Source organism: Aeromicrobium changchenzhani (assembly GCF_057586615.1).
In genome coordinates this window covers 1358953-1373047 of sequence record NZ_CM172480.1, presented here as the reverse complement: position 1 = coordinate 1373047, position 14095 = coordinate 1358953, and the positions used below count along the sequence as shown (strand labels likewise).

Here is a 14095-nt window from a genome sequence, read left to right as displayed (position 1 = left end):
GCTGCCTCGCCGCACAGGAATTCGTTCGGACCGCACTCAGTAGAGCGCGGTAGCCAATGCTTTTCGGGCAGCGGAAACGCGCGGATCGCTCGTCCCAACAATCAAGAACAGTTGCAACAGCCGCTCGCGCACTGGTTCACGCGTCTCGGCCGGCAGCCGGCTGATGAGCTGAATGAGCCGGTCAAATGCGTCTTGAATGTGGCCGCCGCTGACATCGAGATCAGCGACTAACAATTGCGCTGCCACATCGTCGGGCGCATCGCCGGCGGCTGTGCGAGCCGCCTGCAGGTCAGCGTCTTTCGTACGCTCAAGAAGTTTGACCCCGGCAAGACGTTCAGCGATCTCGGCCTCGGCTGGATACTGTGCGACCAATTTCTCGTACTCGGCGATCGCGGTGGTGTAGTCGCCGGCGGCAAACGCCGCATCAGCGGCGGCAAAGCGTGGATCATCTGCTGGCGGCTCGTCTTCGGTCACCGGCTCGACCGCTCCGCCAACCCGTCCGACAACGTCATTCTCGGCCCCAACCCGGATGAGTTCCTCGAACAATGCGCGAACTTCGGCCTCGTCTTTGGTGCCCTGGAACAGCGGCACTGGCTGTCCCTTGACTAGTCCGAGAACAAAGGGGATGCCCTGCGCTCCCACGGCTTGAGCAATCGACGGATTCGTGTCGACGTCAACTCGCGCGAGCAGAATCTGACCGTCGAACTGATTCGTGACCGCGGCAAGGATCTGATTGAAGGCCTCGCTCTGCGGCGCCCGCGCCGACCAGAGACTCAGGACAACAATGTGTTTCAGCGATGCTTCGAGCGCGATCGTTTGGAAATTTTGCTCCGTGACGTCCACAACGTAGGCCCCGCCTGCAGCAGCTGTTGCGGCGCTGACAGCCGGCTTCTTGAATGCGGAAAGGTCAATGGCACCAGGACGCGAAAAACTCATGGCACCATCTTGCCAAAGAGGTGCTCATACCGGCACCGTCGGTGGGGGGTGATGCATCAGAAGTCGCCCGCTTTGCGGCGCAGGACCTTCAGATCTGCCGAAACTCGATCGAGTTGCTCATCGGTGAGCGCGCCGATCGCGAACTGCTCGTCGGTCAGAACTTTGGTCGCCCGTTCGACGACGTCGCGTCCCGCGGTCGTGATTCGCGCCAGATAGGTGCGGCCGTCATTAGGATGCTGTTCGCGGGTAACAAAACCGCTTGCTCGGAGTCGCTGAATCAGCGAGCTCACCGATGTCGCGTGGACTTGGAGTCGTTCGCCAACCTTGCCCATCGGCAGTTGACCCTCCTTCGAGAATGTCAGCAAGACCAGAACTTCGTAACGCGAAAAAGTCAGATCGTACGGTTTGAGCAGCGCATCGAGCCGCGCAATAAGCAATTGATGCGCCCGCATGATCGACGTGACGGTATGCATACGTTTGGCGACCGGCCAACGTAGATCCCATTGTCGGGCGGCCTCATCGATCGGGTCGAACGGTAGACCCGCCATCAACGCGGCTCCGGAAACTGTGCCTGACGCCCACGAATGCCGGAACGCTGAACGACCCGCTGGATCGTGAGGTCCCGGCGATCGGGGTCGCCGATATAACGAATATCGCGCAAGCCCTGTGCCTGAGCGGCAGATTCGAAAGTGAAGTGACCGTAGTTCAAGAAACGACCCAATAATGGTTTCTGGACCGTGATGTCGAGGATGCGGGCAATCGGCATCGTGGCGACGCGCACATTGAAAACCCCCGACGCGCGAAACACCCGCATATTGGTGATGACAAAAACATCGCGGTGTTCGCGCAGTGTCAGAAATGCTGCATGCAGCGCCAGCCCGATACCGAGGAGAATAAACAGCCAGCCCAGTTTGATCGGGCCGAAGATTGCCAGCAGCCACAATCCGAGACAGCCGCATGTTTCGAGCGTCGCCCGCCAATAGACGACCCGGTGATGGCGGACAAGATCAATGACCTGTTCGCCTTCATCGGTCAGCAGATGCGCCTCGATCTCCTGATCGGGCAGCCGGTCGAGCAGCCGTTGCAGCACGATCGCCCGCCGTTAGGACGAGAACAAATTGTTGACGAAGACGTTGACCTGGCCGAAGGCATCGATCACGGCGCCGAAAGCATTGCGTACGGCATCGGCAGCGCCCGCAGGTGCGGTCAGCAGGTAATAGACCGCAAATCCCACGATGAGGAGCATGACGACTTTCTTCAGCACATGGCCATTCAACCGGAAAGCTGCGCGATTCACGCACAGGCGCGCCGCGAAATCGGTCACTGTGGTTTTTGTCCCTTGCAACCCTTTGACCACTGTTGCCCGCGATCGGTGTTCGAGAAGTTGCGGTTGGCAGGCTCTGCCCGTCGAGCCAGATGATTCAGCCCTCAGACGAATCGACGGTGGCACGGAGCTTGTCGAGCCGTGTCCGCAGCATCGCTTCGCGATGCTGATTGCCGTGGAGTTCCAAATAGCGGGTCCCGAAGACCGCCAACAGTGCGTCGTCGAGCCGCCGGACGGCACCAGCGGGATAGCGATAGCCCATTCGTGCATTGATCGCGTCACCATCAACTGAACCCAACAACCCGGCCAACTCTTCAAGCGATGTGATGCCGAGTTCTAGGAGGAGACCCGACACCCACGCATAGTGGTCGGTCCGTGACCAGCCGGCATCGGCATACTGGCCGGCCAAGAAGGTCGCGAGGTCTTGAGAACTAATACGCGGATCGCCGTTATTCGATGCTGGCTGCTGATCAACGGCGGTGGCCTGGAGTTCGTCACGGATCATCGAGAACTCACGATCGGCCAACTCCAGGAGTCCCGCGGCGAGGGTAAAACGCCGATCGAGATCCGGCGCCTTGTCCGCTGGGATCGTACCTTTGTAGCGAATTGCATGCTCGAATTCAGCCCATGCGTGCTGGAGGACCGTGCGGATCTGGACTTGTGCAATGTGCTCGACGCCAACCCCATCGGCAGCCGTTTTCGGCCCCACCAACAGATGTCGGCTCGCATACCCCCACTGGCCTTCGTCCGCGTTTTCCTGACCAAGATCGCGATCACCGAGGATCGTCAACTCTTCGGCCAAGACATCGGCAACTGCAGCGACGTCACTGTGCAGATAGGTGATGACGCGCACGCCGATCTGATCGGTGATTTCGTTGAGCGGATCGGCGAACACCGCCGAACCGTCAACCGTTTTGGCCGCTTTGGCCGCAAATGACGCGACGCTCTTCGTGCGACCAGTAATGCTCAAATAGTTGATACCGGCATCGTCAAGAAGCGTTGTCACCAATGCGATGTAACGGTCGGTGGTTTCATGGAGTTGAGGCTGCATTGCCGCGTAGGCCTGCACCGTATCTCGGACCGTCTCGGGGAACTGCATACACCTAGTATCGGGGCGTAGGTCACAAACTGTCGATCAACACGTCGGCTGCGCCGTATGGATCGTTGTCACCGGCGATAACGCTCGCCGCGAGCGCATCAAGGCGCACATCGCCGGACAGATCACCAAATTTGCGCCGTATCTCGACGAGGGCGATCGACTCGATCTCGCGACGGACCCGCGCCAGCCGCCTCGATGCCAACGCACCGGACTTCGCGCCGGCCGCATGATGCTTGGCGATGGCGTCGGCGACCGCGTCGATCCCTTCGCCCTTCGACGCAACCGTCATCAGGATCGGTGGCTTCCATGCCGTCCCTGAACGTTCGGTCAGCGACATCATCGACCGCAATTCGCGCCGGGTCGTGGCAGCCCCGTCGCGATCGGCCTTATTGACCACGAAGATGTCGCCGATCTCAAGAATTCCGGCTTTCGCGGCCTGGATTCCATCGCCCATGCCAGGGGCAAGGAGTACGAGGGTCGTATCGGACATGCCGGCGATCTCAATCTCCGATTGGCCGACCCCGACGGTCTCAACCAAGATGACATCGCAGCCAGCCGCGTCGAGAACACGAATCGCCTGCGGCGCCGCCCATGCCAGTCCGCCGAGGTGTCCGCGGCTGGCCATTGATCGGATGTAGACGCCCGGATCGATCGCGTGCTCCTGCATACGAATGCGGTCCCCGAGCAGCGCACCACCGGAAAACGGCGAGGAAGGATCCACCGCAAGAACACCTACCCGCTTGCCCTGCTTGCGCAAGGCACCGACGAGCGCAGCCGTCGACGTCGACTTGCCGACGCCAGGCGAACCGGTGATACCGACAACATGCGCCTTACCGGTATGGGCGACAAGCGCGGCGCTGACGTCGCGGAGCGTTGGCGAATCATTCTCGACCAGCGAGATCAAACGAGCAACGGCCCGGGCCTCGCCCTTCTGAGCCCGAGAAACCAGCTCGGGAACCGACAGGAGGCGACCACGGGCCGTCATCGAGATTCCGTTCAGCTCTTGGGAACGCGCACGATCAGCGCGTCACCCTGACCGCCGCCACCGCACAACGCGGCGACGCCGATGCCACCACCGCGGCGCTTGAGTTCGAGCGCGAGGTGGAGAACGATGCGGGCGCCACTCATGCCAAGTGGGTGACCGATCGAGATCGCACCGCCATTGACGTTGACCTTGTCCACATCGATGCCGAGTTCGCGGGCCGAGGCGATGCCGACTGCGGCAAATGCCTCGTTGATCTCGAACAGATCGATGTCGGAGGGCTTGATGCCTTCCTTCTCACAGGCCTTCCGGATCGCGTTGGCCGGCTGCAGTTGCAACGTCGAATCGGGACCGGCAACGATGCCGGTCGCGCCGATCTCGGCAACCCAAGAGAGGCCAAGCTCTTCGGCCTTCGCCTTGCTCATCACGACGACCGCGGCAGCGCCGTCTGAGATCTGGCTGGCCGTGCCGGCTGTGATCGTGCCGTTCTTGCCGAATGCGGGACGCAACTTGCCGAGCGACTCGGCGGTCGTATCGCCCCGAACGCCTTCATCGGCCGAAACCACGAGATCGTCGCCACGTCGATTCGGAATCGTGACGGGCACGATCTCCTCGTCGAAGACGCCATTCTTCTGCGCCGTTGCAGCCAACTGGTGCGAGCGAGCAGCAAAAGTGTCCTGCTCCTCGCGGCTAAGCCCAAGGCCTTCGGCATTGCAGTCTTCGGTGAGCGTGCCCATGGCCTGATCGGTCAAAATATCGTAAAGACCGTCGTATGCCATCGAGTCGACGAGTTTGGTGTCGCCATACTTGGTGCCCTCACGCGATCCGGCGAGGAAATGCGGGGCCTGAGTCATCGACTCCTGGCCACCAGCGACGATGATGTCGAACTCACCGGCACGGATCAGCTGATCGGCCAGCGAGATCGCGTTGATACCGGACAGGCAGACCTTATTGACTGTCAACGCGGGGACGCTGAGCGGGATACCGGCTTTGTTGGCGGCCTGCCGAGCAGGGACCTGACCCGCCCCGGTGGTCAGAACCTGACCCATGATCACGTAGTCGATCTGGTCGGGGCTGACGTCAGCCTTGTCGAGAGCTCCCTTGATGGCAATGCCACCGAGGTCTGAGCCGGAAAGCGTCTTCAGACCGCCAAGTAGGCGGCCGACCGGTGTACGTGCTCCGGCGACAATTACGGACTGAGTCATTGCGATTCTCCTTCGGGTGACGGTGCCCCAACTGTACTCACCGCGATGCTCCGGTTGCGCGAGGTGTAGCGCAGATCACCAACACCGGGTCGATGCTGTGCTTTAGTCTGGGGACCATGGTTCCCAAGCACCTCATCATCGCAATCGACCACGTCGGCATCGCAGTCCCGGATCTCGACGACGCCCTCGAGTTCTATGCGAACACATTCGGTCTCCATTCAATCCACGAAGAAGTTAACGAAGAGCAGGGCGTCCGCGAAGCAATGCTCGCAGTGGGCGACTCCGGCTCCTGCATTCAGTTGCTCGCGCCGCTCAACGAGGATTCGACGATCGCGAAGTTCATCGCCCGCAATGGCCAGGGCATCCAGCAGTTGGCCTATCGCGTCAGTGATATCGACGAGGTGTCCGCGACATTGCGCGAACGCGGTGTACGCCTGCTGTACCCCGAGCCAAAGCGCGGCACCTCGAACAGCCGGGTCAACTTCGTCCACCCGAAAGACGCCGGCGGCGTGCTGATCGAACTGGTGGAGCCCGCCACCACACACTGAGGCCATCGCGCCCGTCCTTGGGCGCTGAGTGCCGGATCACACCTCGGTTATCTGGCGGTTACCGGTGACTCACCGGTAACATCACCGACAATCCCCACCTATCTGGACACATTGCCGCCCGTCACCTTGGAGGACCACGTGCAACATATTCTTGACGCCATTCTGGCCGGAGATACAAGCAGCGAAGACTTCGCCGCGCTCGAACTTCCCGCGACCTACAAAGCGGTCACAATCCACAAAGAAGATGTGGACATGTTCGAGGGACTGGCAAGCCGCGACAAGGATCCGCGCAAGAGTCTGCATCTGGATCAGGTTCCGATTCCCGAGCTGGCTCCGGGTGAGGCGCTCGTCGCGGTTATGGCGAGTTCAATCAACTACAACACGGTGTGGACTTCAATTTTCGAGCCGATGCCGACATTTGGCTTCCTTGAACGTTATGGCCGGTTGTCCGAATACACGAAACGTCACGATCTTCCGTATCACGTGATCGGCTCTGACCTTGCCGGTGTCGTGCTGCGTACTGGCCCCGGGGTCAACCTGTGGAAGGCCGGCCGTGAGGTCGTCGCACACTGCCTGTCGGTCGAGCTCGAGAGCCCCGACGGCCACAACGACACGATGATGGACCCCGAACAGCGCATCTGGGGTTTCGAGACCAACTTCGGTGGGCTCGCACAGCTGGCGATCGTCAAGGCCAACCAGCTGATGCCCAAACCCGATCATCTGACCTGGGAAGAAGCAGCCAGCCCAGGCCTGGTCAATTCGACCGCATACCGCCAGCTCGTCTCCAAGAATGGCGCCGACATGAAGCAGGGCGACACCGTCCTGATCTGGGGCGCCTCCGGCGGTCTGGGCTCGTATGCCACACAAATGGCGCTCAACGGCGGCGCGACGCCGGTATGTGTTGTGTCCTCCCCCGAAAAAGCTGCGATCGTCCGCAAGATGGGCGCCGAGCTGATCATCGACCGTAAGGCCGAGGGCTACAAGTTCTGGAAGGACGAGCACACCCAGGATCCGAAGGAATGGCTCCGGTTCGGCAAGAAGATCCGCGAGCTCACTGGTGGCGATGACCCCGACATCGTGTTTGAGCATCCCGGTCGCGAGACGTTCGGCGCGAGTGTGTTTGTGGCACGCAAGGGCGGCACGATCGTCACCTGCGCCTCAACCTCCGGCTTCATGCACGAGTACGACAACCGTTACCTGTGGATGAACCTGAAGCGCATCGTCAGCTCCCACTTCGCCAACTACCGCGAATCGTGGGAAGCCAACAAGCTGATCGACAAGGGACTCATCCACCCGACTCTTTCCAAGGTCTACGCGATGGATGATGTCGGTCAGGCAACGCTCGACGTCCACCACAATCTTCATCAGGGCAAGGTCGGCGTTCTCTGCCTCGCTCCCGAAGAAGGCCTCGGCGTGCGCGATGAGGAAAAGCGAGCCGAACACATCAATGAGATCAACCGCTTCCGCGGCGTTTGATCCATTCTCACGGCACGAGCCGGTTTCAGCAACGACACGACAATGGCATGGCAGCTAGCGCGGCGATACCATTGTCGTCTCGGGGTAGTCTGTAGACATACTTTTCTGTCCACGTTGAGGAACAGGTTTTAGATGTCTGAGCAGTCCGGTTTATCCATTTTCGAATCAGCCAACCGCCCCGGCGAATCAACATTTCCGATGGCCCGCCGCGGTGGTTATGACACCGACGCGGTCGACACGTTCCTGCGCTCACGTGCCAACGAAGTCAAACGAGCGGAGCAGAGTGCCCAGGCCGCTCACGCCGAGGCAGCCAATCTGCGCGCCGATCTGGAAAAGACCAAGGCCGCAGTCAAGGACATCGAACACCCCTCGTATGCGACCCTGGGCGGGCATGCCGCACAGTTGCTGTCACTGGCTGAGCAAGAAGCCGCCGAAGTGACCGCACGGGCCGCCCGCAGCGCCGACGAACGGTTGAAAAATTCTCAAGAAGAGGCCGCAATTATCCGGTCGAGTGCAACAAAAGAGGCGGAGTCGCTCCGCGTCGCAGCAGTCACCGAGATCGAAACCAAACGCGCACAGTTGCTCGAAGAGTCCGCGGCAGCACGGGCCGAGTCCGAGTCGCAGGCCGAAGAGCTGCGTGCCACTGCTGCGCGCGAGTCCGAGCGCGTCAAACTGTCGGCTGAACAAGAAGCTAACAACCTACGCACGGGCGTGACCCGCGAGGTCGAACAGGCACGTGCCGGCGCCGACCGTGAAGTCACCGAAGCGCGTCGCGTTCTGGCCGTCGAGAAGGAACGTCTTACCCGTGAGGCGACCGAGAGCCACCAGGCCGCAACTGCCGAAACAGCCAAGCTCGTTGCCGACGCCGAGACGCGCGCCGCTGCAGCTGAGGATCGTGCCCGCCAAGTCTTGTCCCAAGCCAACAAGAATCGCGATTCCGCCAAGGCCGAGGCCGACACTTTCCTCGATCGAGCCAAGCAGGAATCGGCTGCGATCTTGTCCAGCGCGCGCGCCGAGGCCGACCATATCCGGGCCAGCGCGGCCACCGACGTCGAGCGCCAGACTCGTTCATTGCGCTCTGAGGTCGAAGAACTCCAGCGCAAGCGCGAAGGCATCATGAAGCAGATGGGTCAACTTCGCGACATCGTTGCCTCGTTTGCTGGCTCGGTCGACCCCGAGAGCACCCCCAATAAAGATGAGCCACAAGCCGAGCCACAAGCCGAGAAGACCGAAACCGAAGAAGCGGCCAAGTAGCTAGTCCCTAGACCTGCCGCATTAGTGCTCGCTAACGCGGCAGGTCTTTGAACGCGGCAGTCGTGCGATCGGCATATGCAGACGTGTCGGCGGTCGCGATCGGACCGTCCCAGTGCCTAGGCAGCGGCACCTCGACTGACGGCGCCAGTTTGTGCGTGATCTCGTCGAGCACCCGCTCGGCATCACCAACCCACAGATGTTTGGCCCCATCGACAGCGATGATCTCCACCTGCGGAATCACTGCAAACTGTTCACGCGCTGCCGCTGGTTGCAGGTAATCGTCATGCTCAGGGACCAGCGCGGTCACCGGTTTGCCCGATTCTGCCCAGGCAGCAAGCTGCTCAGGAGCTGAATATCGTAGTGGCGGTGACAGCAGGATCAGTCCGGTGACAGCAGGATCAAGGCCATACATCAAGGCCAGGTCGGTACCGAATGACCAGCCGACAAGCCAGATCGCAGGCAGATCAGCGAATTCCACATACTCGATCGCCGCGGCGACATCGAACTTCTCCGCAACGGCATCGTCGAACGCGCCCTCACTCGTGCCCTGCACGCTCGATGTGCCGCGAGTGTTGAACCGAAGCACTGCAATGTCCGCGAGCGCTGGGAGCCGGGCGGCGGCCTTGCGAAAGATGTGGCTGTCCATCATCCCGCCGTGGGTCGGCAGCGGATGCAGGCAGACCATGGTCGCAACTGGGTCATGCTCGGGTGGGAGCGCCAACTCCCCCACTAGATTCAGCCCGTCAGCGGTGTGGAGCGTGATGGGCGTACGCCGCGCTGGCAAGATGGTGTTGCCGCGAATCATCTGGGTCATTCAGGGACGCCTCTTCCAACAGTGGGTATGCCAGTGCCGACGTTCATCAATTGCTGATTCGCTCAGCAGGGATTTCTCGACTGGCCAGACGACGGTATGTGGTGTCGCCATCTGAATCATGTGATCACAACCGGGGCATCGATAGGGCTTGGTCGATGACGAACCAGTGATTGAACGCGAATGCCAATCACCATCGCGTTTGGTCTCAACCCGGTCATTCAACTCAAGCGGTTTGTCCCGCGGCCGCCTGGGATGGACACGACGTCGAGACATGCCCTCATGCTAGAGGTCGCCGCGAACTGATGAGTCAACGGCAATAGCGCTGGACCCAGCCGAGCTTCCGGCCTGAGTCTGCGAGCGCTTCATCAAAGGTCAAGATCGCGACGCGCTGGTCGTCCGCGTACTGAAAGAGCACGACATCGGTCAGCTCAGGTTTGGTCGTGCAGTTCAGTCCGCTGGCACGCTGCTCGATGACGGCGCGAGCGACCAACTCCTCAGCCACCGGGCAAGAGGTCGACGTGCGGCCACACTCAGCGGTCGACACCGTCATGTCCTGGGCGTTCCGCGATACTCCGAACATCAGGTTCGCGGCGAAGGTCAGGGCAAGAGTTCCGAACACAAATGTGCCGACGAAGACCATCGTCATCCGGCGGACAACTAGGCTGAACGACTGGGCGGAGAGGGGCGTAGCGCCAAACATGGGTAATCCCTTCCTGCCGGTTACGCGAGCTGATTCTCCTGTACATGACAACGAGCCCGGTAACTTGTGGTTACCGGACTCGCTGCGAAATGACTCATTGTGACTACATGGTGTACGAGTGGAATCCTTCGCCGGTCTTGCGACCGAGCTTGCCTTCTGCAACGATTTTAAGCAGCGATTCAGCCGGTTCCCAGCCTTCATGACCGAATGCCTCGACAAGAGTCTGTTGGATTGCCAGCGACACATCGTTGCCGACGACGTCGAGAAGCTGAAAGGGTCCCATCGGCAGGTTGGTCCCCTTCATCGCCGCGTCGATCTCCTCAAGCGTGCCGACGCCGGCCTCATTGAATTTGATTGCGTCGTTGAGGTAGGGGAACAGCAACGCGTTGACAATGAATCCGGGCCGATCGCTGCAAGACACCGGGTGCTTCTTGGTGCTGAGGCACAGCGCGCGGACGGTTTCAGCGACTTCAACTGAGGTCTCGGTGCCCGAAACGACTTCAACGAGCTTCATGATCGGCGCAGGGTTGAAGAAATGCATTCCAATGACATCTTGCGGACGGCCCGTGGCACCGGCGCAGGTGTCGATCGATAACGATGACGTCGTGGTGGCGAGGATTGCGCCCGGCTTCGCGATGCGATCGAGGTTCTTGAAGAGTTCGAGCTTGATGCTGAGGTCTTCGGCAATCGCCTCGACGATGATGTCGGCGTCAGCAAGTGCATCCTGGCTGATAGCACCGGTCAGTCGTCCGAGCACGGCTGCTTTGCCATCCTCGTCCAGTTTGCCTCGCGCGATGGCCTTGTCGAGGCTCTTGGTGATACCAGCAACGACGCCGGCCACCTTTTCCTCCGAGCGGCCCACGTACGTCACGTCATAGCCAGCCTGCGCGAAGACCTGGACGATGCCAGAAGCCATCGTGCCGGTTCCGACGACGCCAACTCGTTCGATCGTGTGCCGCAGTTGAGGTGCCGCATCGGTCGGGTCACTGCCATCGGCAGAATGTGGGTCGGTCAGGAACGACACTGGCCGATGCAGCTCATCGCCGGTCTGCTCGAAAAGCGCGGTCAATCGGGCCGCGACAACATCCGGGCCGATCGCATCGATCAGGGCCAATGGGCCGATTGGGTAGCCGCAGCCGAAACGCATCGAGGCGTTGATGTCATCCCGCGTCGCGTACCCGCTTTCGAACATCGTTGCAGCGTGATTGAGGTAAGGGAGCAGCAGCGTATTGGCAATCTGCGCACCTTTGTCCTCCGCAGCCAAGCGGTCGACGATCTCCTGCATGCCGTGTCTCCTTTTTGTAAACGGTCGTGACAGACTATCGTTCATGACTCGCCGCCGATATGGAGAAGTGATGAAAAAGCGTATGGCAATGGCCACATTTGCGCTGGTAGTTGGACCTTTCACACTCGGCGCGTGCAGTATGCCCGGCTCGACCTCTGCCGATCCAGCGCCAACTACACCGGCCACCACCGCACCAACGTCGGCAACGACCACACCGCCCACACCCGCCACCACCGCGCCAACACTTTCATCAGCCAAAGATCTGGTCGGCGATTGGGAGAGCACCAAGGCAGAGTGGGTCATGCACTTCAAGTCCGACGGAACCTTTGTTGAGGATTTCCAAGGCAATAAGGACTTCCGCGTCGGCACCTATAAGGTTTCGGGAACCGAGGTCTCATTGATCGGCGGCGACGGCAATACTGACAAGGGCCAGATTAAGGGCGAAAGCCTCAAGTTCCGCCTTGGCACCCTAACTCGAAAGTAGATCCATTCGATGCGTCTTGTCGTGGCACGTTGCCAGGTGGACTATGCGGGGCGGCTGGCCGCTCATCTCCCGATGGCGACCCGCGTCCTGATGCTCAAGGCTGACGGCTCGGTTCTCGTGCATTCTGACGGCGGCTCCTATAAGCCGCTCAATTGGATGAGTCCCCCATGCAAACTGATCGAGGGCACGACCGAGAACGGCGCGATCGAGTGGACCGTCACGGCGCAGAAGGCCGATGCCACCTTGCGGATCTTGATCGAGGAAATACTGCAGGACTCGGCGCATGATCTTGGCGTCGATCCCGGCCTTCAGAAGGACGGCGTCGAGAAGCACCTGCAAGAACTGCTCGCCGAACACACCACAATGCTGGGCGACGGCATGAGTCTTGTACGTCGTGAGTACATGACCGCCATCGGCCCGGTCGATCTACTGTGCCGCGACGCCAACGGCGCTGCCGTCGCGGTCGAGATCAAACGTCGCGGCGAAATCGATGGTGTCGAGCAACTCACCCGCTATCTCGAACTCATGAATCGCGAGCCCAAACTCCGACCGGTCCGGGGAATCTTCGCCGCTCAGGAAATTAAGCCACAGGCCCGTACGCTCGCCGAGGATCGCGGCATCGAATGCGTTGTCGTCGACTACAACGACTTGCGCGGCCTCGACGATCCGAGCCTGCGGCTGTTCTAGCCGCCGCGCAGCAGACGAACGATGATCGTTTTGTGTCGTGCGGACGGCATACAAGCCTCATCGTTCGTCGGATCAGGCTAGTTGCCAGCCATTTCCGCGAAGAGTTGCTCGACCTTGGCCCAGCGAGCGATCTCGCAGCCATTTGAGCGCGCATACTGCGCATCGACTTTCGCGCCGTTGACGGTGCCCTTGATCGTGGCCGTCTCTGGGCCGCCGTAGATCATCGTGCACATGGCGTCCTTTGGAACGGGTTTGAAAGCGCTCGCCGGCAGCTTTGCCAATAGCATGCAGGACGGCTTGTCGTTGGCAGTTGGAGTCGCGCAATCGAGGGTCTGTTTCTTGACCGGTCCGCCAGCCGAATAGGTCATATCCACGACCGTGGCAGGTCCATCATTGCCCGACGTATTACCGCTACCGCAGCCCCCGACTGCCAGCAGCGCCAGTGCCAGGGCTGCCAGAACAGCCGGTCTAGCCACCAGCGATCGCCGGCGCCATCGGATCGCTTCCTTCGCGGCTGTGCTCGCGGGCAACCCAGTCCTCGATCCGCTCGACATCGTCCTTCGAACGGCTCACGACAGCGAACAGGTCACTCATCTTGGACACTTCCTCGACCTGCTCCTTGATGAACCACTGCATGAACTGGTCCGAGGCAAAGTCGGACTCTTCGCGAGCGATGCGTGTCAGCTGGTTGATCTGGTCGGTGACCTGTTTTTCCTGCTCAAGCGCGACCCGAACGGGTTCGACGATGTCGGTGAACTCACAACTGGGAGCGTCGACACCGGGGATAACAACCTTTTCGTCGGAATCCAAGAGGTACTGGACCATCATCATCGCGTGGGCGCGCTCTTCCAGCGCCTGCCCATAGAACAGCGCCGCAACACGCGGCATCGTCAAAGCGTCGTAGTACGTCGCGATCGCGAGATATTGGTGATGCGCGCTGAACTCGTTGCCAATTTGCGTACGAAGTTGGTCGGCGAATTTGGGGGCTGCCATCGGAATCTCCAGCTCGTTGTTGGACAAAAACTGATGTTAGGTACGCCTTACCTCAGGCTGGTACCATAACTTCTGTGCCACCGAAGCCCAAGAAGAAATGCTGCTCGTCGAAGCCAAAGTGCAAGCGTTGCCCGATACGCATGATGGCTAACGGCACGCTGCCCGAGGGCTACACGGTCAAGAAGCGCACCTTGGTCAAGGCCAAACAGTCCAAGAAGGCCAAAACCAAGATTGCAGCCTGACGAACACATCCTTTTCAGGAATCGTTGCGGTTCAGAGCCTAGGTGAGTTGCGGCAGCATTTCCACG

At 60.5% G+C, this 14095-nt stretch carries 19 protein-coding genes; 6 read left to right on the top strand and 13 right to left on the bottom strand.

The genetic code is table 11. From position 1 onward, the window contains the following. Positions 1-36: 36 nt before the first annotated feature. The 7 genes from AC2YB9_RS07005 to AC2YB9_RS06975 form a co-directional block, all read right to left on the bottom strand. On the bottom strand, positions 37-936 hold the full coding sequence (locus tag AC2YB9_RS07005) for a co-chaperone YbbN (RefSeq protein WP_487268046.1): 900 nt from the start codon (positions 934-936) through the stop codon (positions 37-39). A 56-nt stretch (positions 937-992) separates the two neighbouring features. Beyond that, the gene (locus AC2YB9_RS07000; protein WP_487268045.1) at positions 993-1484 is read right to left on the bottom strand and encodes a MarR family winged helix-turn-helix transcriptional regulator; all 492 of its coding nucleotides are present in this window, start codon (positions 1482-1484) and stop codon (positions 993-995) included. Then, the gene (locus AC2YB9_RS06995) at positions 1484-2026 is read right to left on the bottom strand and encodes a PH domain-containing protein (protein ID WP_487268044.1); all 543 of its coding nucleotides are present in this window, start codon (positions 2024-2026) and stop codon (positions 1484-1486) included. The genes AC2YB9_RS07000 and AC2YB9_RS06995 overlap by 1 nt, the downstream gene beginning before the upstream one ends. Positions 2027-2038: 12 nt before the next feature. Then, the gene (locus AC2YB9_RS06990) at positions 2039-2200 is read right to left on the bottom strand and encodes a hypothetical protein (RefSeq protein ID WP_487268043.1); all 162 of its coding nucleotides are present in this window, start codon (positions 2198-2200) and stop codon (positions 2039-2041) included. 157 nt (positions 2201-2357) lie between these two features. Then, positions 2358-3359 (bottom strand): GTP pyrophosphokinase, encoded by a 1002-nt coding sequence (locus tag AC2YB9_RS06985; protein ID WP_487268042.1) that lies wholly within the window; start codon positions 3357-3359, stop codon positions 2358-2360. A 22-nt stretch (positions 3360-3381) separates the two neighbouring features. Beyond that, positions 3382-4344 carry a methylmalonyl Co-A mutase-associated GTPase MeaB gene (gene meaB, locus AC2YB9_RS06980; RefSeq protein WP_487268040.1) on the bottom strand — a complete coding sequence of 321 codons (963 nt, stop codon included), beginning with the start codon at positions 4342-4344 and terminating at the stop codon, positions 3382-3384. Between the two features lie 11 nt (positions 4345-4355). Further along, positions 4356-5546 carry an acetyl-CoA C-acetyltransferase gene (locus AC2YB9_RS06975; protein WP_487268038.1) on the bottom strand — a complete coding sequence of 397 codons (1191 nt, stop codon included), beginning with the start codon at positions 5544-5546 and terminating at the stop codon, positions 4356-4358. 116 nt (positions 5547-5662) lie between these two features. Between AC2YB9_RS06975 and mce the strand changes: the two genes are divergently transcribed. The 3 genes from mce (at position 5663) to AC2YB9_RS06960 (ending at position 8824) form a co-directional block, all read left to right on the top strand. Further along, on the top strand, positions 5663-6094 hold the full coding sequence (mce, locus tag AC2YB9_RS06970) for a methylmalonyl-CoA epimerase (RefSeq protein ID WP_487268037.1): 432 nt from the start codon (positions 5663-5665) through the stop codon (positions 6092-6094). Between the two features lie 138 nt (positions 6095-6232). Beyond that, the gene (ccrA, locus tag AC2YB9_RS06965) at positions 6233-7570 is read left to right on the top strand and encodes a crotonyl-CoA carboxylase/reductase (RefSeq protein ID WP_487268035.1); all 1338 of its coding nucleotides are present in this window, start codon (positions 6233-6235) and stop codon (positions 7568-7570) included. Positions 7571-7702: 132 nt separating this feature from the next. Further along, positions 7703-8824 (top strand): hypothetical protein, encoded by a 1122-nt coding sequence (locus AC2YB9_RS06960; protein WP_487268034.1) that lies wholly within the window; start codon positions 7703-7705, stop codon positions 8822-8824. Between the two features lie 31 nt (positions 8825-8855). On the opposite strand, the gene AC2YB9_RS06955 is transcribed toward AC2YB9_RS06960, so the two are convergent. From AC2YB9_RS06955 to AC2YB9_RS06940, 4 genes are all read right to left on the bottom strand, one after another. Continuing rightward, complete coding sequence (locus AC2YB9_RS06955) at positions 8856-9638, bottom strand: alpha/beta hydrolase (RefSeq protein ID WP_487268033.1); 783 nt, start codon at positions 9636-9638, stop codon at positions 8856-8858. Beyond that, positions 9639-9911, bottom strand: a complete 273-nt coding sequence (locus AC2YB9_RS06950) for a hypothetical protein (RefSeq protein ID WP_487268031.1) — start codon at positions 9909-9911, stop codon at positions 9639-9641. 34 nt (positions 9912-9945) lie between these two features. Further along, complete coding sequence (locus AC2YB9_RS06945) at positions 9946-10338, bottom strand: hypothetical protein (RefSeq protein WP_487268030.1); 393 nt, start codon at positions 10336-10338, stop codon at positions 9946-9948. 103 nt (positions 10339-10441) lie between these two features. Beyond that, entirely contained in the window at positions 10442-11623 is a 1182-nt protein-coding gene (locus tag AC2YB9_RS06940) for a 3-hydroxyacyl-CoA dehydrogenase family protein (protein ID WP_487268028.1), read from the bottom strand. Positions 11624-11666: 43 nt separating this feature from the next. Here AC2YB9_RS06940 and AC2YB9_RS06935 point away from each other — a divergent pair, with 43 nt between their 5' ends. Further along, complete coding sequence (locus AC2YB9_RS06935; RefSeq protein WP_487268027.1) at positions 11667-12107, top strand: hypothetical protein; 441 nt, start codon at positions 11667-11669, stop codon at positions 12105-12107. 9 nt (positions 12108-12116) lie between these two features. Beyond that, positions 12117-12794, top strand: coding sequence for an endonuclease NucS (nucS, locus tag AC2YB9_RS06930; protein WP_487268025.1), 678 nt, complete (start codon positions 12117-12119; stop codon positions 12792-12794). A gap of 77 nt (positions 12795-12871) precedes the next feature. Here nucS and AC2YB9_RS06925 read toward each other — a convergent pair whose 3' ends face one another. After that, positions 12872-13270 carry a hypothetical protein gene (locus tag AC2YB9_RS06925; protein ID WP_487268023.1) on the bottom strand — a complete coding sequence of 133 codons (399 nt, stop codon included), beginning with the start codon at positions 13268-13270 and terminating at the stop codon, positions 12872-12874. After that, positions 13263-13814 carry a ferritin gene (locus AC2YB9_RS06920; protein ID WP_487268022.1) on the bottom strand — a complete coding sequence of 184 codons (552 nt, stop codon included), beginning with the start codon at positions 13812-13814 and terminating at the stop codon, positions 13263-13265. Before AC2YB9_RS06920 ends, AC2YB9_RS06925 begins: the two co-directional genes overlap by 8 nt. Positions 13815-13861: 47 nt before the next feature. Between AC2YB9_RS06920 and AC2YB9_RS06915 the strand changes: the two genes are divergently transcribed. Beyond that, entirely contained in the window at positions 13862-14029 is a 168-nt protein-coding gene (locus AC2YB9_RS06915; RefSeq protein WP_487268021.1) for a hypothetical protein, read from the top strand. Positions 14030-14095: the final 66 nt, after the last annotated feature.

Excerpts from the sequence above, each read along its gene's own strand:
- AC2YB9_RS07005 (WP_487268046.1), bottom strand. The coding sequence starts at position 936 with ATGAGTTTTTCGCGTCCTGGTGCCATTGACCTTTCCGCATTCAAGAAG.
- AC2YB9_RS07000 (WP_487268045.1), bottom strand. The coding sequence starts at position 1,484 with ATGGCGGGTCTACCGTTCGACCCGATCGATGAGGCCGCCCGACAATGG.
- AC2YB9_RS06985 (WP_487268042.1), bottom strand. The coding sequence starts at position 3,359 with ATGCAGTTCCCCGAGACGGTCCGAGATACGGTGCAGGCCTACGCGGCA.
- meaB (WP_487268040.1), bottom strand. The coding sequence starts at position 4,344 with ATGACGGCCCGTGGTCGCCTCCTGTCGGTTCCCGAGCTGGTTTCTCGG.
- AC2YB9_RS06975 (WP_487268038.1), bottom strand. The coding sequence starts at position 5,546 with ATGACTCAGTCCGTAATTGTCGCCGGAGCACGTACACCGGTCGGCCGC.
- mce (WP_487268037.1), top strand. The coding sequence starts at position 5,663 with ATGGTTCCCAAGCACCTCATCATCGCAATCGACCACGTCGGCATCGCA.
- AC2YB9_RS06960 (WP_487268034.1), top strand. The coding sequence starts at position 7,703 with ATGTCTGAGCAGTCCGGTTTATCCATTTTCGAATCAGCCAACCGCCCC.
- AC2YB9_RS06955 (WP_487268033.1), bottom strand. The coding sequence starts at position 9,638 with ATGACCCAGATGATTCGCGGCAACACCATCTTGCCAGCGCGGCGTACG.
- AC2YB9_RS06950 (WP_487268031.1), bottom strand. The coding sequence starts at position 9,911 with ATGTCTCGACGTCGTGTCCATCCCAGGCGGCCGCGGGACAAACCGCTT.
- AC2YB9_RS06945 (WP_487268030.1), bottom strand. The coding sequence starts at position 10,338 with ATGTTTGGCGCTACGCCCCTCTCCGCCCAGTCGTTCAGCCTAGTTGTC.
- AC2YB9_RS06940 (WP_487268028.1), bottom strand. The coding sequence starts at position 11,623 with ATGCAGGAGATCGTCGACCGCTTGGCTGCGGAGGACAAAGGTGCGCAG.
- AC2YB9_RS06935 (WP_487268027.1), top strand. The coding sequence starts at position 11,667 with ATGACTCGCCGCCGATATGGAGAAGTGATGAAAAAGCGTATGGCAATG.
- nucS (WP_487268025.1), top strand. The coding sequence starts at position 12,117 with ATGCGTCTTGTCGTGGCACGTTGCCAGGTGGACTATGCGGGGCGGCTG.